The 17,942-nt window shown below is 67.0% G+C and carries 19 protein-coding genes; 7 read left to right on the forward strand and 12 right to left on the reverse strand.

What is annotated here, in order from left to right:
• Window positions 1–9: 9 nt before the first annotated feature.
• From GGQ89_RS03660 to GGQ89_RS03685, 6 genes are read right to left on the reverse strand one after another with little or no spacing between them, the layout of a single operon-like run.
• Window positions 10–1,263 (reverse strand): N-succinylarginine dihydrolase, encoded by a 1,254-nt coding sequence (locus tag GGQ89_RS03660; protein WP_184104191.1) that lies wholly within the window; start codon window positions 1,261–1,263, stop codon window positions 10–12.
• Window positions 1,264–1,268: 5 nt separating this feature from the next.
• The gene (locus GGQ89_RS03665) at window positions 1,269–2,288 is read right to left on the reverse strand and encodes an arginine N-succinyltransferase (RefSeq protein ID WP_184104193.1); all 1,020 of its coding nucleotides are present in this window, start codon (window positions 2,286–2,288) and stop codon (window positions 1,269–1,271) included.
• Window positions 2,285–3,487, reverse strand: a complete 1,203-nt coding sequence (locus GGQ89_RS03670) for a hydrolase (protein ID WP_184104195.1) — start codon at window positions 3,485–3,487, stop codon at window positions 2,285–2,287. The genes GGQ89_RS03665 and GGQ89_RS03670 overlap by 4 nt, the downstream gene beginning before the upstream one ends.
• 50 nt (window positions 3,488–3,537) lie before the next feature.
• Window positions 3,538–4,449 (reverse strand): DUF481 domain-containing protein, encoded by a 912-nt coding sequence (locus GGQ89_RS03675; RefSeq protein ID WP_076716470.1) that lies wholly within the window; start codon window positions 4,447–4,449, stop codon window positions 3,538–3,540.
• An 11-nt stretch (window positions 4,450–4,460) separates the two neighbouring features.
• Window positions 4,461–4,976, reverse strand: coding sequence for an RNA pyrophosphohydrolase (locus GGQ89_RS03680; protein ID WP_184104197.1), 516 nt, complete (start codon window positions 4,974–4,976; stop codon window positions 4,461–4,463).
• A 2-nt stretch (window positions 4,977–4,978) separates the two neighbouring features.
• On the reverse strand, window positions 4,979–5,968 hold the full coding sequence (locus GGQ89_RS03685; protein WP_184104199.1) for an alpha/beta hydrolase: 990 nt from the start codon (window positions 5,966–5,968) through the stop codon (window positions 4,979–4,981).
• 19 nt (window positions 5,969–5,987) lie between these two features.
• On the opposite strand from GGQ89_RS03685, the gene GGQ89_RS03690 reads away from it, so the two are divergent.
• The gene (locus GGQ89_RS03690) at window positions 5,988–6,911 is read left to right on the forward strand and encodes a histone deacetylase family protein (protein WP_184104695.1); all 924 of its coding nucleotides are present in this window, start codon (window positions 5,988–5,990) and stop codon (window positions 6,909–6,911) included.
• A gap of 7 nt (window positions 6,912–6,918) precedes the next feature.
• Complete coding sequence (locus GGQ89_RS03695) at window positions 6,919–8,289, forward strand: cryptochrome/photolyase family protein (RefSeq protein WP_184104201.1); 1,371 nt, start codon at window positions 6,919–6,921, stop codon at window positions 8,287–8,289.
• Between the two features lie 125 nt (window positions 8,290–8,414).
• Here the strand turns inward: GGQ89_RS03695 and GGQ89_RS03700 are convergent, their stop codons facing one another.
• From GGQ89_RS03700 to GGQ89_RS03710, 3 genes are read right to left on the reverse strand one after another with little or no spacing between them, the layout of a single operon-like run.
• Window positions 8,415–8,555: a DUF2256 domain-containing protein gene (locus GGQ89_RS03700; protein ID WP_184104203.1), complete on the reverse strand. Its 141-nt coding sequence runs from the start codon at window positions 8,553–8,555 to the stop codon at window positions 8,415–8,417.
• The gene (gene aroB, locus GGQ89_RS03705; RefSeq protein ID WP_184104205.1) at window positions 8,555–9,655 is read right to left on the reverse strand and encodes a 3-dehydroquinate synthase; all 1,101 of its coding nucleotides are present in this window, start codon (window positions 9,653–9,655) and stop codon (window positions 8,555–8,557) included. The genes GGQ89_RS03700 and aroB overlap by 1 nt, the downstream gene beginning before the upstream one ends.
• Complete coding sequence (locus tag GGQ89_RS03710; RefSeq protein WP_056437338.1) at window positions 9,652–10,194, reverse strand: shikimate kinase; 543 nt, start codon at window positions 10,192–10,194, stop codon at window positions 9,652–9,654. Before GGQ89_RS03710 ends, aroB begins: the two co-directional genes overlap by 4 nt.
• An 81-nt stretch (window positions 10,195–10,275) precedes the next feature.
• On the opposite strand from GGQ89_RS03710, the gene GGQ89_RS20215 reads away from it, so the two are divergent.
• Genes GGQ89_RS20215 through GGQ89_RS03725 form a run of 4 tightly spaced genes read left to right on the forward strand, consistent with a single transcriptional unit; the run spans window position 10,276 to window position 14,084 of the window.
• Complete coding sequence (locus tag GGQ89_RS20215) at window positions 10,276–10,410, forward strand: hypothetical protein (protein WP_257575576.1); 135 nt, start codon at window positions 10,276–10,278, stop codon at window positions 10,408–10,410.
• A 46-nt stretch (window positions 10,411–10,456) separates the two neighbouring features.
• Entirely contained in the window at window positions 10,457–12,226 is a 1,770-nt protein-coding gene (locus tag GGQ89_RS20220; protein ID WP_276208916.1) for a hypothetical protein, read from the forward strand.
• Entirely contained in the window at window positions 12,223–13,122 is a 900-nt protein-coding gene (locus GGQ89_RS03720) for a tyrosine-type recombinase/integrase (protein WP_184104207.1), read from the forward strand. The genes GGQ89_RS20220 and GGQ89_RS03720 overlap by 4 nt, the downstream gene beginning before the upstream one ends.
• Before the next feature lie 11 nt (window positions 13,123–13,133).
• On the forward strand, window positions 13,134–14,084 hold the full coding sequence (locus GGQ89_RS03725) for an acetyl-CoA carboxylase carboxyltransferase subunit alpha (protein WP_184104209.1): 951 nt from the start codon (window positions 13,134–13,136) through the stop codon (window positions 14,082–14,084).
• A gap of 102 nt (window positions 14,085–14,186) precedes the next feature.
• On the opposite strand, the gene GGQ89_RS03730 is transcribed toward GGQ89_RS03725, so the two are convergent.
• Window positions 14,187–14,360, reverse strand: coding sequence for a Flp family type IVb pilin (locus GGQ89_RS03730; RefSeq protein ID WP_058744148.1), 174 nt, complete (start codon window positions 14,358–14,360; stop codon window positions 14,187–14,189).
• A 124-nt stretch (window positions 14,361–14,484) separates the two neighbouring features.
• Window positions 14,485–14,652 (reverse strand): Flp family type IVb pilin, encoded by a 168-nt coding sequence (locus GGQ89_RS03735; protein WP_240456486.1) that lies wholly within the window; start codon window positions 14,650–14,652, stop codon window positions 14,485–14,487.
• 57 nt (window positions 14,653–14,709) lie between these two features.
• Between GGQ89_RS03735 and GGQ89_RS03740 the strand changes: the two genes are divergently transcribed.
• A complete protein-coding gene (locus GGQ89_RS03740; protein ID WP_184104213.1) occupies window positions 14,710–15,174 on the forward strand; it encodes a (deoxy)nucleoside triphosphate pyrophosphohydrolase in 465 nt (154 codons plus the stop codon).
• On the opposite strand, the gene GGQ89_RS03745 is transcribed toward GGQ89_RS03740, so the two are convergent.
• Entirely contained in the window at window positions 15,120–17,867 is a 2,748-nt protein-coding gene (locus GGQ89_RS03745; RefSeq protein ID WP_184104215.1) for a DUF5695 domain-containing protein, read from the reverse strand. The two genes, GGQ89_RS03740 and GGQ89_RS03745, sit on opposite strands and share 55 nt — an antisense overlap.
• Window positions 17,868–17,942: the final 75 nt, after the last annotated feature.

Consider the following 17,942-nt stretch of genomic DNA (forward strand, 5'->3'; position numbering starts at 1 on the left):
CGCCAAGGGTCAACCGCTTGCCAATTTGAGACAGTCCAGCTCGGTCAGGAGGGCGAGGCGCGCGGCCTCGATCCGGCCGATCAGCGCGGAGTCGCCGATTTCGGTGGGGTCGATCGCGTCGGGCCAATGCGCCTCGATCACGGCGGCGATGCGATCCAGCGCGGCATGATCGACCAGGAAGCGCGGGTCGATGGTTGCCGGATCGGCCACCACCCGCAGTCGCAGACAGGCAGGGCCGCCGCCATTGGCCATCGATTCGCGGACGTTCACGACCTTCAGCCGCCGGATCGGACCATTGCCCGCAACATGCTCCTGCAGCCAGGACCAGACGGGGGCATTGTCGCGCGCCTCCTGCGGCACGATCAGCGTCGGCTCGCCGCCCGGCGGTGTCACCAGTTGCGCGTTGAACAGGTAGGAGGCGATGGCATCCTCCAAGCTGACGCTCTCGGCGGGCACCTCGACGATTTCGACATCGGGCATCAGGGTGCGCAGGTCGGCGTAGAAGGTATCACGGTCGGCGAAGGCCTGTTCATGCGCGAACAGCACCCGTTCGTTGGCGACGGCGACGACATCGTTGTGGAAAGCCCCCGCCGCGATGGCCGCATCGGACTGGCGCGCGAAGAGCACCCGGTCGGGGGACAGGCGATGCGCGCGGGCGACCGCCTCGCACGCCTGGCGATGCTGGCGCGCGGGGAAGGGGCCGCCGCTTTCGCCGAAGACGAAGATTTCGATGCCCGGATGATCATGGCCGCTGCACAGCCGCATATGATTGGCTGCACCCTCGTCGCCGAAAGGCGCGGGCACCGGTGGATGGACGACAAAGGCCGGGTCGGCGAAGATCATCCGCAGCTGCGCCAGCGTCGCGGGCCATTCATGGCTGCGATGCGGCATGGTCAGCAGATTGGCGACGGTCAGGTGGCAGCGCCCGTCGCGCGTGTCGGGCGCGGGCGAGACGGTCGCGGCGTTGGCGGCCCACATCGCCGAGGCAGACAGCGCCTGCGCCTTCAGGACCGGCGAGGCGCTGACATAATCGGTTGCCAGCCGCCCGAGCCAGCCATGATCGGGTCGGGCATGCGGCAGGAGGACGCCCTGTACCAGCCCCAGGTCGAGATTCGCGCGCATCTTGGCGATCCCCTGAAGCGCGGCGGCCTTGGGATGCGAGGTCTTGCCCGCATTGCGCGTCGCGGCCAGGTTGCCGTGACTGAGCCCGGCATAATTGTGGCTCGGCCCGATGATGCCGTCGAAATTGATCTCTCTCAGCATGATGCTCACCGATCGATATGCAGGACGGTATCGCCGACCGTCAGGTCGAGCGTACGGGCGGCGTCTTCGGACAGGATGATCCCGCCATCGCCGTCACGGATCTCGGCCAGCGCGCAACGGAAGTCGGCGAGCCGCCCCGTCGCGACCAGCGCCTCGCGCCCCGGATGCGCGTCGATCGCGACGACCGTGTTTTCGCGCGCGTCGCGGATGGTTCGCACCTGATCGGTCCGCGCGGTCATCGTCGGTCCGCCATCGAAAATGTCGATATAATGTTCGAAGGCGAAGCCCTCATTCTCCAGCATCCGCATGGCAGCGCGCCCCGAGGGATGGGGCAGGCCGATGGCGGCGCGGGCCGTCTCGGTCAGCATCGCGGTGTAGATGGGGTGCTTGGGCATCAGGTCGGCGATGAACTGGTGGCCGTGGATCGCATTGAACTGGTCGGCCTCCTGGAAATTCATCCCGAAGAAGCGCCCCGCCAGCCCGTCCCAGAAGGGCGATCCGCCCGCCTCGTCGATCACCCCGCGCAGCTCGGCGAGCACCCGGTCGGCGAAGCGCGGGCGGTTGGCGCGCATGAACAGGTAACGGCTACGAGCAAGCAGCAGGCCCAGACCCCCGGCGCGCTCGCCGGGGTGAAGGAACAGCCCGCCGACCTCGCTCGCGCCTTCCAGATCGGTGGTCAGCGACAGCATCTCGGCGCGGAAGGTGCGGTCCAGTTCCCGGCTATGCTGGGTCAGCGTGCCGATGCGATAGCTGTAAAAGGGATGCTTCTGCCCGACATGGGTGAAGATCTGGCAGGTACCCCGGACTTCGCCGGTCGCGCGGTCCTCCAGCATCAGGACGAACAGCTCGTCCTTGACCTTGCCGTCGCCATCGCCCGCAAAGGCGTCATGGCTGCGCGCCAGCTTGGCGGTCAGGGCGCGGCGATCGGGGGGCAGGTTGGTGAAGCCGCCGCCGGTCAGCTTGGCCATTTCATAGAGGTGGCGAAGGTCGCTATCGACCGCGGGGCGTATGCAGAAGCTGCTCATGCGGCACCGATGATGCGCAGGATGGTCAGCGTCGACAAGCCCGCACGTTCGGCCAGGCTGTCGATCAGCATATATTCGTCCGAAGAGTGGATCGCGCCGCCGCGCACGCCCATCGTGTCGACGACGGGCACCCCTGCCGCCGCGATGTTGTTGCCGTCGCACACGCCGCCGGTGTCGCGCCAGCCGATGGTCAGGTCCAGATCGGCTCCCGCGCCGCGAACCGTCTCGAACAAGGCGGCTGCGCCGTCGTCGATGGGCTTTGGGGGGCGATTGAAGCTGCCATGAACCTCGACGCGCACATCGTGTTCGGTGGCGATCCGTTCCGCGATCGCCTTCATCGCCGCGCCGGTCCGCTCGATCGCGGCCAGCGCGCGCGGACGGAAATTGACGTGCAGCATCGCCAGATCGGGCACGACATTGTTCGGGCCGCCGCCGTCGATCCGGGCCGGGTTGACGGTGATGTCGTCGGCGGCGAGCTGCGACAGCTCCAGCGCGATCCGTGCGGCGGCGACGATGGCGTTGCGCCCCTCCTCGGGATTGCGGCCCGCATGGGCGCTGCGTCCGCGCACGACGATGGTGAAATTGCCGGTTCCGCCTCGCGCGCCTGCCAGCGTGCCATCGGGCAAAGCGGGTTCGTAGGTGAGCGCGGCGACCTTGCCGCCCGCACATTTCGCGATCAGCGCGGCCGAAGAGGCCGATCCGGTTTCCTCATCCGAATTGATCAGGACGTCATAGCCGAACCGTTCGGCCAGCGGGCTTGCCTCGACCGCCTTCAGCGCGGCGAGCAGCACCGCCAATCCGCCCTTCATATCCGCGACCCCAGGCCCGCCGAGCCGGTTCTCGTCGATCCGCGTCACGGCCTGGAACGGGTGATCGGCCGGATAGACGGTATCCATATGGCCGGTGAACAGCATCCGGCGGGCGGCGTCCGGGCGGACGGACAGCAGCATATGGCGGCCATGGGCCAGCGGCGCGGACCGGCCGTCGCTGCCGATCCGTTCGACCGGCTCGGGTTCGACCAGGGCAAGATCGCCCGGCAGGGTCCCGAAATGCTCGGCCAGCCGGTCGGCCATGATCGCCAGCCCGGCCACGTTGCGGGTGCCGCTGTTGATCGCGGCCCATTCCTCGACCAGCGGCAGCATGGGATAGGCGGCGGCGGACGCCACCGCGTCCCGCTCGATCGTGTTCAGTCTCTCCATGACCTTAATCTAGGCCATGGACACGGCAAAGGTGAACCCCGTCGCCGAAATTAGAAGCTGTACACCACCGAGGCGCGGGTGATCGTGTCGGTCGTCCGGCGGCCCAGCGGCGGCTCGCTTTCATACTGAACGTTGTAGGACAGCGCGGCCGAGAGCGGACCGAACAGCTTGGCGTTCAGCGCCGAATTGGTGCTGACCGTGCTGTTGAACTTCTGCACATAGGCCGAGGCGTTCTGGTTGAACGTCATGGCCGGGGTCAACTTCCACACGAAGTTCAGATTGCCGCGCGCTGCCAGCGCGCTTTCGATGCGCCCGTCGGTGAACTCGGTGTGCCGGAACGCCGGGCCGAGTTCGACGTCCAGGGTCATGCGCGGCTTGCGGATCGCGCTGTAGCCCGCCCCGCTCGACGCCGAGATACGGTTGAAATAGCCGAGGAAGCGATCGCTTTCATATTGCGCCGCGCCATAGACATAGTTGTTGGCGTTCAGTTTGAAGTTCGGCTCATAGGACGCGACATAATGTTCGCGGCTGACGACGCTGAAGCTTTCCTGATAATCGCCCTGGAAGCGCAGCTTGTGCCGCCATTGCAGCCCTTCGCGGGTCAGGTCGACAATGCCCGTCAGGCCGATATTCTGGCTGTTGCCGGTCGTTGCGAAACCGCCCAGTTCCACCCGGCCATGCCACAGGTCGAAAAAGGTCGCCTCGCGCAGGGTCCGGCTGCGGCTCGCGGTCTTTTCGTCGCGCCAGACATCGGCCATCGCATCGATCGCGTCGGCGGCCTCGGGCACCGCGTTGCGGGCGTAGCGGACGACGGTGGTGATGTCGTTCTCATTGCCGCTGGCGATCGCGGCCTCCAGCATCGAACGGATCTGGGGCGGGATCAGCGCCGGGTCCGGGTCCTTGGGATCGGCATTGGCGAGCAGGCCGAGCGCCATCGGGATCAGGAACAGCCGCGTCTTCATCGTCCGGTACCTTAGCCCTTTGTTCCATGGACTGAAATCGCCGCATTTCCATGGGTTGCGGTGAAGTGCTGCGCGAAGACGACCAGCAGTTCCTCGTACAATGCCTTCTTGAACGGCACGATCATGGCGGGCAGCGTTTCCGGCTCGGCCCAGCGCCAGGCGCGGAATTCGGGATGCTCGGTGTCGATACGGATGTCGCGGTCCTCGCCCAGGAAGCGGTAGAGGAACCAGATTTGCCGCTGGCCGCGCCATTTGCCCTTCCACACCTTGCCGATCATGTCCTCGGGCAGGTCGTAGGTGAGTTCATGGGGCGCGCGCGCGATCAGTTCGACCTTGTCGGCGGTGACGCCGGTTTCCTCGAACAGCTCGCGAAGCCCTGCCGCATCGGCCTCCTCGCCGGGGTCGATGCCGCCTTGCGGAAGCTGCCACGCCTCCAGCGTCGAATCGATCCGCTGGCCGACAAAGACGCGGCCGTCGCGGTTCATCAGGATGACGCCCGCGCAGGGGCGATAGGGAAGGTCGGTCATCATCATTGTCCCATCGGGCGGATGCCCTCCGCCTCGACGATCACGGCCTTCAACGCAAGCAGGAAAGCGGTGAGATCGCCGACGCCGGAGGGGATCGCCTTGCGTAGCGTCGCAAAGCCATGGATCGTGCCGCGTGCCTCACGAAAGGTGACGGGCACGCCGGCCTTGGCCAGCGCGGCGGCATAGGCTCGGCCTTGGTCGCGGATCGGGTCGCACTCGGCGGTCATGATGACGGCGGGCGGCATGTCGGCCAGTTCGCCGCGCATCGGCGCCGCGCGCACGTCGCCCAGATCGGCGGCGTAGCAGGCGACGAACCAGTCCAGCATCGCGCGGGTCAGGAAATACCCCTCGGCAAAGTCCCGGAGCGAGGGATGCGCGCGCGCCATGTCGGTAGCCGGATAGAGCAGCCCTTGGGCGATCACGGGTACATCGGCGGGCCGATCCCGCAGGCTCATGGCGGTGACGGTGGCGAGCGTGCCGCCCGCGCTGTCGCCCGCCACGATCAGCCCGGTCGTTCCCGGCTGCCCGGCCAGCCAGCGCGCCGCTGCCTCGCAGTCGTCGGGCGCGGCGGGCCAGGGATGTTCGGGCGCGAGGCGATAGCCGACCGATAGGACGGGGAGGTTGAGCGTGCGCGCCATCTCGGCGGCGAGCGGGGCATGGGTGTCGATATCGCCGATCACGAAGCCGCCGCCATGGAAGAACAGCACCACCGGGCCGGGCTCGCGCCGTTCGCGCCGATCGAAGCGCCGCACGGGGATCGGCCCCGCCGGGCCGTCGATCGTGAACGCCTCGTCGAGCGCGAGCGGCTCCACCGGCGGGTCGGTAAGGTCGCGCGCGGCGCGCATCATCTGGCGGGCGGCTTCCGGACCCAGTTCCTGCTGGGGCGGGCCGGGGAGACGGTTATAATAGCCGAGAAAGCGGGCCACGTCGGTTCGCAGTTTTGCGGCACGCAGTTCGGGCAGCGGGGCCGTGGCCCTCCTATCGCGGGTCATGGCTTCCTACCTAGGGGCGATGATCCATGTCGTCCATCACCCCGCCTATGTCACCGAGGCACCGGCGCGTTCCACCTATCGCTGGGGCAAGAACGGGGCGATCCGCGATCTGCTGCGGGCAAAGGGCGATGCGGTGGTCTGGACCGAGCCCGAACTGATCCCGCCAGTCTGGCTGGAGACGGTGCACGACCCCGATTATGTCGCCGAGGTGCTGGAGGCCCGCGTGCCGCCCGACAAGACCCGGCGGATCGGCTTTCCGATCACCGAGCAGGTCGCCCATCGGGCGCGGGCGGTGCCGGGGGGTACGTGGACCGCCGCGCTGCTGGCGCTGGAACATGGCTTGGCCGCCAATACCGCCGGGGGCAGCCATCATGCGCTGGCCAACACGGGGGCGGGATACTGCGTGTTCAACGATCTGGCGGTGGCGGCGGTGCGGCTGGTCGAGCAGGGTGTCGTCGGCCGGGTGGCGATCGTCGATTGCGACGTGCATCAGGGCGACGGCACCGCCGCGCTGACCGCCGGGCGGCCGGATATCGTCACCTATTCGATCCATGCCGAGAAGAATTTCCCGGCACGCAAGGCCCGCTCGACACTGGACGTCGGATTGCCCGACGGCGTGGATGATGACGGCTATCTGGCCGAACTGGCCGCGACCCTGACGCCGTTCCTCGACGAGCATCGGCCCGACATCATCCTGTATCAGGCCGGGGTCGATCCGTTCGTCGAGGATCGGCTGGGACGTCTGTCCTTGACGCGGGAGGGGCTGATCGCCCGCGAAAAGCTGATTGCTGATCTGGCATTGGCGCGGGGGCTTCCCGTCGCCAGCACGGTCGGCGGCGGCTATGGCGATGACGTCATGGCGATCGCGGAACGGCACGTCACGGCGATCCAGACTCTGGGCGAAAGACTGTCCCATCGGAACCCGGCGGAGGCCGAAGCGTAGCGGCTGGATGACAGCTTCCCCCACGATCCTGTGGTTTCGCCAGGATCTTCGCCTTCACGATCAACCGGCTCTCCTCGCGGCGGCGGAAGCGGGGCCGGTCATTCCGGTCTATATCCTCGATGATGAGACGCCGGGCGACTGGCGGATGGGCGCGGCGCAACGCTGGTGGCTGCATCACAGCCTGACCTCGCTTGCGAAGGACTTGAAGGAACTGGACAGCCGCCTGATCCTGCGGCGAGGCAAGGCCGTCGAAACCCTGCGCGCCTTGATGGAGGAGACAGGCGCGACCGAAATCCATGCCATCCGTCATTACGAACCCTGGTGGCGCAAGGCGGAGGAGGCGCTGGACGATTGTCTGAGGATCCATGACGGTAATCATCTGGCACGGCCGGAACTCGTGACGACGGGCAGCGGCAAGCCGTTCCGGATCTACTCGGCCTTCTGGAAGGGATTGCAGGGCCATTTGCCGCCCGAACATCCATGCGACCGCCCCGAGAGGCTGGAGGGGCCTGGGCATTGGCCGACTAGCGATACGCTGGCCGACTGGTCGCTGCTCCCCACCAAGCCCGACTGGTCGACCGGTTTCGACGAGGACTGGATACCGGGCGAGGCGACGGCGCGCGAGCGGATGGCGGATTTCGGCGAGAAGGCGGTCGCCTATGACACCGCGCGCAACATGCCCTCCGAGGAGGGCAGTTCACGCCTGTCGCCGCACCTGCATTTCGGGGAGGTCTCGGTGCGCGCCGTGTGGCACTCGCTCGCCCGGCGCGGGGATACCGAGACGTTTCGCAAGGAACTGGCCTGGCGGGACTTTACAGATGGCGTGGTCATGGCGTTGCCCGACTATGCCGACCACAACGGCCGCGACGCGTTCGACACGATGCCATGGCGGAGCGGTGCGGAGGCGGACAAGGATCTGAAGGCGTGGCAGACCGGCCGCACCGGCTATCCGATCGTGGACGCGGGCATGCGCCAGCTCTGGACGACAGGCTGGATGCACAACCGGGTGCGGATGATCACCGCCTCCTTCCTCATCAAGCATCTGCTGATCGACTGGCGCGAGGGCGAGCGCTGGTTCTGGGACTGCCTGGTCGATGCCGATTACGGGAACAATGCCGTCAACTGGCAGTGGGTCGCGGGGACAGGGATCGATTCGAACATGTTCGGCCGGATCATGGCGCCGCTCAGCCAGTCGGAAAAGTTCGATGCGGGCGACTATATCCGGCAATGGGTGCCGGAGTTGAAGCATGTGTCGAATGCCGCGATCCACGATCCGGAAGAGGCCGGGTGTCGGCCGAAGGATTATCCGGCCAAGATCATCGGGCACCGCGAAGGGCGGGAGCGGGCCCTGGCGGCGGCCAAGAAGATGCGGGGGTAGGTCGGGGCGTGCGCTTCGACTTCGCTCAGCGTGAACGGGGTTCAGTACAAGCTCCGTTCAGCCTGAGCGAAGTCGAAGGCCAAGGGAAGGCATCTTGACTTCGCTCGATGCGAACGGCGGGGTGGTTACCGCTTCTTCCGGCACGCATCCGAACAATACACCACCTGATCCCAATCCCGGGCCCATTTCTTGCGCCAGGTGAAGGGCCGCCCACATCCCGGGCAGGTCTTGCTCGGCAGGTTCTGCTTGGCGACGCCGTTGGGCATCAGCGCGGCTCGGAATCGAGGAAGGCGGCCACGTCCGTCAGATCGACCGTCTTGTCCAGATAGGTCTGCCCGATCCCGCGCGCGAGCAGGAAGGGCAGGGTGCCCGCCGCCATCTTCTTGTCGTGCTTCATATGCTCGACCAACGTCGCAGAGGGGGCATCGATCCCGGCGGCCGCCAAGCCGTCGGGCAGGCCGATCGCGCGGAGATGCGCCGCCACCCGCTCGGCATCCTGCCGCTCGCAAAGGCCTTTGCGCACCGAATAGCGGAAGGCGAGGGCACAGCCCGCCGCGACGCCTTCACCATGGAGCAACCGGTCGGAGAAGCCCGCCTCCGCCTCCAGCGCATGGCCGAAAGTATGGCCGAGGTTCAGGAGCGCGCGGATGCCGTTCGTCTCATGCTCGTCCGCCGCCACGATCCGCGCCTTCGCCGCGACCGAATGCGCGATGGCGTATACCCGCGCATCGGCATCCCCCGCCAGCAATGCAGGCGCATTAGCCTCGCACCATTCGAAAAAGGCGAAGTCGTCGATCAGGCCATATTTGACGACCTCGGCATAACCCGCCCGCACTTGGCGCGCAGGCAGCGTGTCGAGCACGTCCGGGTCGATCAGCACCATCGCGGGCTGGTGGAAGGCACCGATCAGGTTCTTGCCCGCCGAGGTGTTGATCGCGGTCTTGCCGCCGACCGACGAGTCGACCTGCGACAGCAAGGTCGTCGGGATCTGTACGAAGCGGCAGCCGCGCTTGACGATCGAACAGGCGAAACCGACCAGATCGCCGGTCACCCCGCCGCCCAGCGCGATGACATGATCCGCCCGCTCGATGCCGAGTTCGAGCAGCCGGTCGCAGACATGCTCCAGCATCGCCCAGCTCTTGGTCTTCTCGCCGGGTGGCAGGATGATCGCCTCGCTCGCGACGCCCGCTGCCTCCAGCGATGCCTGGAGCACCGCCAGATGCGGCCGGACATTCTCATCGGTCACGATCGCCATACGACGCCCGCGCGACAGGGGCGCAAGATACTCGGCGGCGCGGGGCAGCAGCCCGGCTTCGATATGGATGGGATAGCTGCGGTCGCCGAGCGACACGGTGACGGTCTTCATCGTCCGATGGCTTTCAGGATGGCGTTGACGGTGGCCTCGTGCGGCCCCCGCTTGCTGGAGACATGGATGGGCGCGAGCGCGTAGATCGGGTTGCGGACGGCCGACAGCTCGCGCAGCACCTTCAGCGGGTCCTTGCCGCGCAGAAGCGGCCGGGTGTCGCGGCGCTTGACGCGCTCGGCCAGGACCTCGGGGCTCGCGTTCAGCCAGATGGCGGTCGCCTGTTCCAGGATCAGCGCGCGCGTCTCGTCATTGATGAACGCGCCGCCGCCGGTCGCGATCACCTTGGGGCGACCATCGACCAGCCTAGCGATCACGCGGCGCTCGCCGTCGCGGAAATAGGGTTCGCCGTAATGTTCGAAGATTTCGGGGATGCTCATGCCGGCGGCTTGTTCGATCGCGGTGTCGGCATCGACGAAGGGCACGCGCAACCGATTCGCCAGACGGCGGCCCACGGTCGACTTGCCCACGCCCATCAGACCGACGAGCACGATGGGCGATCCGTTCCAGCTTGCATCTACAGGGTTGTGGCTTTGCAACATTGCGCTCTGCGCTATACAGCGGGCGCGCGCCCGGCAACACCGGCCGGGCTTTCACGGGTCCATTATAAGGTTTTGCGTTTCATGTCCCGTATGGTCGTTTCGCTCATCGTCCTTCTCGTCATCGTCGTCGGCGGGCTGTTCCTGCTCTCGGGCCGGGCGACCGAACGGCCGACCACCCAGGTCGAAAAGGCGGTCTCGCTTGGCAACCTGCAATAAGCGGGGGGGCGCTTTTCGCCACCTGCCCAGGGCCGTAGCCCTGCTGATGGTCGGGGCCGCAGCCATTGCCGCGGCGCAGGACCGTCCCGAATCGCTGCTGCCCCCCGGCTTCGGCCAGCCTGCCGCGCAGCCTAGTGCCCGGCCGACCCCCCGGTCGACGGCGCGCCCGGTCGCAGGTGCCGTGCCGGGTGCTACGCCCCTGGCCACGCCGACGCCTGCGCCGACCCCCGCCGACGCCGTGGGAGCGCTGCTGGATACGCTGGCGACCCCGGTCCCGACGCCCACGCCCTCGCCGACGCCCACCATGGATGCGGCGACGCTGGCCGAATATGAACTGCCTGCTTCGGCCCGGCGGTCGCTGGCGGTGGTCGGTCCTGCGGGGCCGCGCGAAGGAGCGCTGGACCAGACGATCTTTGCCGGTGCCGATGGTCGCGTCGCCGAGACGCTGATGCGGCGCTTGTCCGCGCCCCTGCCGTCGCGCTGGACCTCGATCCTGCTGCGTCGCGCCCTGGCCGCGCACGTCGAGACGCCGCGCGGAGTGAACGGCGCAGACTTCGCCGCCGAACGAGCCTGGCTGCTGCTGCGCATGGGCGAAGCGCAGGTAGCGCGGGCGGTCGTGCAGTCGGTCGATCCGGTCAATTACACGCCCAAACTCTATCAGGTCGCGATGAACGCGCTTCTGGCCTCCAGTGACCCGGCGGGGCTGTGCCCGCTGGCCGATCGCGGCAGCGCGGTGACCGGACTGGGCGGCTATCGGCTCGCGCAAGGCTGGTGCGGGGCGCTGACGGGGGATGGCGCGCGCGCCACCGCGACCGTTCGCCAGATGCGCCGTCAGCGGGTCGCCGACGACTTCGACCTGAAGCTTGCCGAAAAGCTGATGGGCGCGGGGTCCGCGCGCAAGGCGGTCAGTGTCGATTGGAGTGGGGCCGACCGCCTTACGGTCTGGCGGTTCGGCCTGGCCACGGCGACGGGCGTGACGGTGCCGCCGGATTATCTTTCCTATGTCGGGCCGCAGGTGCGCGGCTGGCTGGCGACCTCGCCATCTGTGCCCGCGACCGAGCGGGCCGGGGTGGCCGACCAGGCGGCGACACTGGGCGTTCTTTCCAACGCTGCGCTGGTCGATTTCTATTCCGGTTTGGCCGATGACGATCAGGCCAGCCGGACCCAGTCGGCGACCGGCAACGACCTGCGCAACGCCTATGCCGCCGGGGACGAGGGGCAGCGATTGTCGGCCATGCTCGCGCTCTGGGGCGACGATACGCCTACGCCCTATGGCCGACTGATCCTGACGGCCCGCGCCGCCGCGCGGCTGCCGGTGACGAGCGACGGGCGCGAGGCCGACCGGCTGGTCGCGTCAATGCTGTCCGCCGGGCTCGACCGCAGCGCGGCGCGCTGGCGCGATGCGGCGAAGCAGAACAGCGATGCCTGGGCGATGATCGTGTTGAGCGATCCCGACCGGCAAGGCCAGCTGGCTTATGATCAGGTCTCGAACTACAGCGCCGATGCCTTGAAACAACGCATGTTCTTTGCCGGACTGGCGGGGCTCGGGCGGCTGTCGCGGACCGATATCGAAAAGGGCGCCGAGGCGCTCGACGTACGTGTCGGCCAGCGCAATGCCTGGACCGAGGCGCTGGATCAGGCGGTGGCGGACGGGCAGACCGGCATGGTCGTCCTGCTCTGCGCGGTCGGGATGCAGACCGGCGATTGGCGCGGCGTGCCGCCCCAGGCACTCTATCGCATCGTCGAGGCACTGCGCGCGGTCGGGTTGGATAGCGAGGCGCGGATGATCGCGGCGGAGGCGATCGCCCGGACATGAACATGCACGATGCCGCGCTGGTCGACCGCTTTCTGGAGATGATGGCGGCGGAGGCTGGCGCGGCGGGCAATACGCTGGCGGCCTATCGCTCAGACCTGCGCCTTGCCGCCGAGGCGATGGACGGATTGCGCGAGGCCGATGAGGGCGCGCTCCAAAGGCTGGCCGAAGGCTGGGCGTCGCTGGCCAATTCCACCGTCGCGCGCAAGGCGGCGGCGCTGCGGCGCTTCTATGCTTTCCTGCATGAAGAAGGGCTGCGCGGCGACGATCCCTCGTCGGTGCTGCCGCGCCCGGGCCAGCGGCGGGCATTGCCCAAGATACTCAGCCATGCCGATATCGACCGCCTGTTCGCCGCCATCACAGAGCGTACGGGGGCCGCGCATCCCAGCGCAAACGATCTGCGCCTCGCGGCCCTGGTCGAGCTGCTCTATGGTTCGGGCCTTCGTGCGAGCGAACTGGTCGCCCTGCCGCGCAATGCGGTGCACCCGGACCGCCCCTTCCTGATCCTGAAGGGCAAGGGCGGCGTCGAGCGGATGGTGCCGATCTCGGACCGGGCGCGGGCGGCGGTGGCGGCGTGGCGGGTGCATGTCCCGGCCGACAAGCTCTGGCTCTTTCCCGGCGGTAAAAAGCATTTGACCCGCATCCGCCTCTATCAGTTGATCAAGGCGCTGGCGGCGGAAGCGGGGGTTCCACCCGACCGGGTCAGCCCGCATGTCCTGCGCCATGCCTTCGCCACGCACCTGCTCGGCGGCGGGGCGGATCTGCGCGCGGTGCAGGCGATGCTCGGCCATGCCGACATCGCCACGACCGAAATCTACACCCATGTCGAGGCGAGCCGACTGGTCGAACTCGTCAATGCGAAACACCCGCTCGTTGATTTTCGGGACAAGCGCCCTTAGGCGATAGCGCCATGTCAACGACCTTCCTCGATTTCGAGAAACCGATCGCCGAGCTTCAGAGCCGGATCGACGAGCTGCGCGATACGACTGCCGAAGGGACGGTCGATATCGGCGCGGAGATCGCCAAGCTCCAGGCCAAGTCCGACAAGCTGCTGCGCGATACCTTCACCAAGCTGACCCCGTGGCAGAAGACGCAGGTCGCGCGCCATCCGCAGCGCCCGCACTTCAAGCATTATGTCGCCGGGCTGTTCGAAGAGTTCGTGCCGCTGGCGGGCGACCGCGCATTCGGCGACGACCAGGCGATCATGGGCGGCTTCGCGCAGTTTCGTGGCCAGCGCGTGATGGTACTGGGCCATGAAAAGGGCGAGGATACCGCCAGCCGCCTCCGCCACAATTTCGGCATGGGCAAGCCGGAGGGCTATCGCAAGGCGATTCGCCTGGTCGAGTTGGCAGACCGGTTCGGTCTGCCCATCGTGACGCTGGTCGACACCTCGGGTGCGTTCCCCGGTATCCAGGCTGAAGAGCGCGGCCAGGCGGAAGCCATTGCGCGCTCGACCGAGGCCTGTCTGGCGGCGGGCGTACCGGTCGTCTCGGCCATCGTGGGCGAAGGCGGCTCGGGCGGCGCGGTGGCGCTGGCGGCTGGCAACCGGGTGCTGATGTTCGAGCATGCGGTCTATTCGGTCATTAGCCCCGAGGGTTGCGCCTCGATCCTGTGGCGCACCGCCGATAAGGCATCGGATGCGGCCGAGGCGATGCGCGTCACCGCGCAGGACCTGAAGCATTTCGGCGTGATCGACACGATCGTACCCGAGCCGGTGGGCGGCGCACATCGCGATCATGCAGGCGCGATTGCCAATCTGGGCGATGCGGTCGAAAAGGCGCTGGGCGAGTTGGGCGGCCTGGGCCGGGACGAGCTGAAGCGCGGACGGGCCGCCAAATTCCTGGCGATGGGGCGGCTGTAACGGCGCCAAAAGGAAAGGGGCGGGCCGAATGGATCGACCCGCCCCTTCAATATCCTGAAACCCGTCACAGGCGACGATCGGACGCCACCCGTCAGTCGGATTTTAGTTCGACGGGTTTGCCACCTTGGTCGAGATATTGTTGAAGGTGCCGCTCAGCGAGGTGCCGACGGTCTTCATCGCGCCGATAGCCGCAACCGCGATCAGGGCTGCGATCAGGCCATATTCGATGGCCGTCGCGCCCTTGTTGTTCTTCAGCATCTTGCGAAACGTCTTCATTCCGGTCTCCGTTCAGTCCTGATTTGATCGATCACCCGGCTGAGCCGGAGCGCCGGTTCAGCTTCCGGCGCTTTACCGGGCCACTGGTTAAAAAGGTTTGAAGACGGCCGTTTCCGAAAAGAAATTAATGGTTTGCGAGGTCCAGTTCGGTGGCGATACGAATGGCCAGATTTTCCAGGCTAATGCCGAATTGGGACAGGCCGACGATCATGACCAGCATCACGGCCGCCACGATCAATCCATATTCCACCGCCGACGCACCGCGCGTATCGGGCAGCAGGCGTTGCAGCATCTTTGTGATCGCACGCACTCCCATGACGCTCGCCATGTAAGTGCCCAAGGTTAAGAAATGATCGACAGTCCAACTTTGCCTGTTTTGTTTCCCGTTGTTGCGGCCGCGTTGGTCGATGAGGATGGCCGGGTGCTGTTGCAGCAGCGCCCGGCGGGCAAGGCGCTGGCGGGGCTATGGGAGTTTCCGGGCGGCAAGCTGGAGCCCGGCGAGACGCCCGAGGCAGCGCTGGTGCGCGAGTTGCAGGAGGAACTGGCGATCACGGTCGCAGCCGAAGCGTTGGAACCGGCGGGTTTTGCGACCGAGCCATTGCCCGGTCGCCATCTGCTCCTGCTGCTTTACGTCATCCGGGCCTGGTCGGGCACGCCGGTCGCGCTGGAGGCGGATGGGCTGACCTGGTGCCAGCCCGCCGATATGCATGCCTGGCCCATGCCGCCCGCCGATGGGCCGCTGGTCCGCCAGCTCGCCGCCTATCTAGCGGACAGCAGCAGTTCGGATGCCGCGCCCGATAGCGGAACGGTATAGCCGCCCCGCTCGAACGTTCCGCGCTCGGGGCGATAGGTACGGCCGCCGGGCGTCGTCGTCTCGACGAACAGACGCGCAGCGGGCGTGTCGCCGGTCGCCGGATCGAGGGTCAGGCGAACCGAACCGGTCGCCAGCTCATAATCGACGGCCTTGAACTTCCCCGCTTCCAGCGTCAGCCATAGCCCGGCGGGGGCGACGAAAACCCGCGCGCGTGCACCGTCATGCGGCTCGACATGCACCTGTCCGCCATTTTGCGACAGGTTGCCGCCATAGGACAGCCAGCCGAGCGTCGGATCGTTCACTACATAAGTGGCCGCGGCATAGGCATGGCCGAAAAAGCCCATGCCATAATCGCCGCTATACGGGTCCCACTCCATCCGGTCGGGCCAGCTGTGGAAGGCGGCCGAGGATGCGCCATTCTGGTCGATATTGGTGATGCCGCCCAGCAACCCGCCATAGGCAACACGCAGCAAATGCATGTCGGCGGGATTGCGGCGGAACGAATCGAACAGCGGAATGGCGTTCAGCGTCGATCCGTAATGATGGATCTGCCGCTCCAGCCGGGGATATTTGCCACCGTACAGGAAGTCCCAATAGCGCCGGGCATTGCCGTTATAACCCCAGTGCGGGATCGACGGGTCATAGCCCAAGATGACCTCGCGCGTGACATCGGCCTGCGGACCGTAACCGAAATAGCGCATCCAGGCATAGACCTCGGCCTGACCGGTCGAATCCCAGGCCATCTCGCTGCCGAACGGATATTGCAGGGTGCGCCAGTGATCCGCACGGCCCTTCATCAGGCGTTCGACCTCGGCCGCCTTGTCGGTCCAGCCCTCTCGCTTCAGGTCGGTCAGGATGTCGACGAAGACGTCGCCCTCCATCAGCCCGAACTGGGCATAATGCGGCGCATCGCGCATCATCGCGACGATCGTCTGATAGGCATGGTCGAGATACCATGACCAGTCATGCACCCGCGTCAGCCCGGCATGGTTGCGCGCGATCCGGTACAGCGCCCAATGTCCCGCCGCGACGTGCGGATAATTGTACGCCCGGCCGAGGTCGTCGGCCTGATCCCTCTTCCATGAGGTCCAGCTCTTCCAGTCCGTTTCCGGCTTGTAGAGATCGGGGAAAGCGGCCGGGTCGTAATAGAACAGGCTCTTCTTCACGCCTCCGGCCTGGGGTCCGCTCGCGACCTGGAGCCGCCCGACGATCGTCTTGTCGACCAGCTCCTCAATCCGGGCGATTTCGGCCGCGTCGGGATTGTCGAGCTGCTTCATCACCGCCGCGACCCAGCTGCCCGCGCCGCCCTCGTCGCTCATTCCCGAAATCCAGACACGCGGGTCGGCGGTGACGATGCGATCCGCCTCGCGATCATAGGTCAGGATGGCGGGGGAGCGGCCGAACGGATCGCCCTTGCCTTCGAACCATTGTTTCGTCGTCGAGAAGCGGCCGATATCGGCCATGGTCTGCTCAAGCGGCTTGGTGACGAAATACTGGACCGTCTGGACGGTGCCATCAGCATAGCTGAGGGTCAGGCGCGCCCGACCCCATTGGCGCCCGCGCACCGACAGTCGGGTCCAGCCCGGCTTGCCGGGTGTCTTCGTGATGTCGAGCGCCCCCGCCGGATAGCTGGCCATGCCGGTGATCGCGGAGGGAGACCGCACGAACAGCGCCGCCTCCAGATCGGTCGGTACGACATAGCCGGGCACGCCGACCACCACGGGACGCCTCTGCGCCGTCAGCGTCGGTTCGATCGCGCGAATGCTGGGCGCGGTGACGAGGCGCAGGCCGATCTTGCGGCTCTGCCCTGGAGCCAGGGTGAAGCTGGTCGCCTCGTTCCAGGGCGCACCCGCCTTGGCCCAATCGGTCTGGGCATAGGCGGCGCTGGCGATGGTCCAGTCGTAAAAGCCTTCCGAGGTCTGTGTGCGCGGGCTCGCCTCCGAGATTACCGCCTGGCTCTTGGTCTCGCGCAGCGTCGGGATCGGGACATAGGCCTCCAGCGGCGTGGCGCGTTCGGGGAGGACGAGCAGGGCGGGGCCTGCGCCGTTCAACCGCGTGACCTGCACATAGCCCGCATCGCGACCGATATAGGGATCGGCGAAGCTGGCCTTGGCATGGGCCTGTTCCAGTGTCCGGTCGGAAATGATGTTGTCGAACACCATCGGCAGGCCGAGCCCGCCGACCTCGACCGGCGCGTTAGAGGTGTTCGTCAGCGTGAAGCGCAGGGCAGGGGTGCCCTTGTCGTTCACCCATTCCCGCACGATCCGCAGCGGCATGCCGGTGCCCATCGACCCGCCGATGTCCGCCGCCGCCAGCACCGCGCCGCGCACGGGCAGCGCCCGCACCGGTCGACGTTCGCGCGAAGACGAATAGTCCCGCCACGCACCTCCGCCCTGGCGCAGGCGCAGATGGATGTCGCCCAGATGATTATAGCCATTGCCCGCGCGTTCCTTGGCGCGGCCGATGGGCAGGAAGTCGAAATCGGGCGTCGCGATCGGCGAAAGGCCACGCGCGGTCTGGCTGACGGGGTCGAGGATCAGGTGGAACGCACCGACCCGGAAACGGGAAGTCGCGGCCTTCTGCGAGGCACTGGCTGTCTTTCGGGGGGCAGCGCCGCCCGCGTCATGCGCGCTCGCCGCGATCGAAAGCGTGGCCAACGTGACGGGCAAAAGGCGGATAAGGCGTTGGCGCATGACGATAAAATCCCTGACCTCGGGAAGCTCCTCTGCGGGACCATCGCAATTGACCCCCCTCCCGTTCTGTCTATA

This window comes from Sphingomonas yabuuchiae (assembly GCF_014199595.1).
GTDB lineage: Bacteria > Pseudomonadota > Alphaproteobacteria > Sphingomonadales > Sphingomonadaceae > Sphingomonas > Sphingomonas yabuuchiae.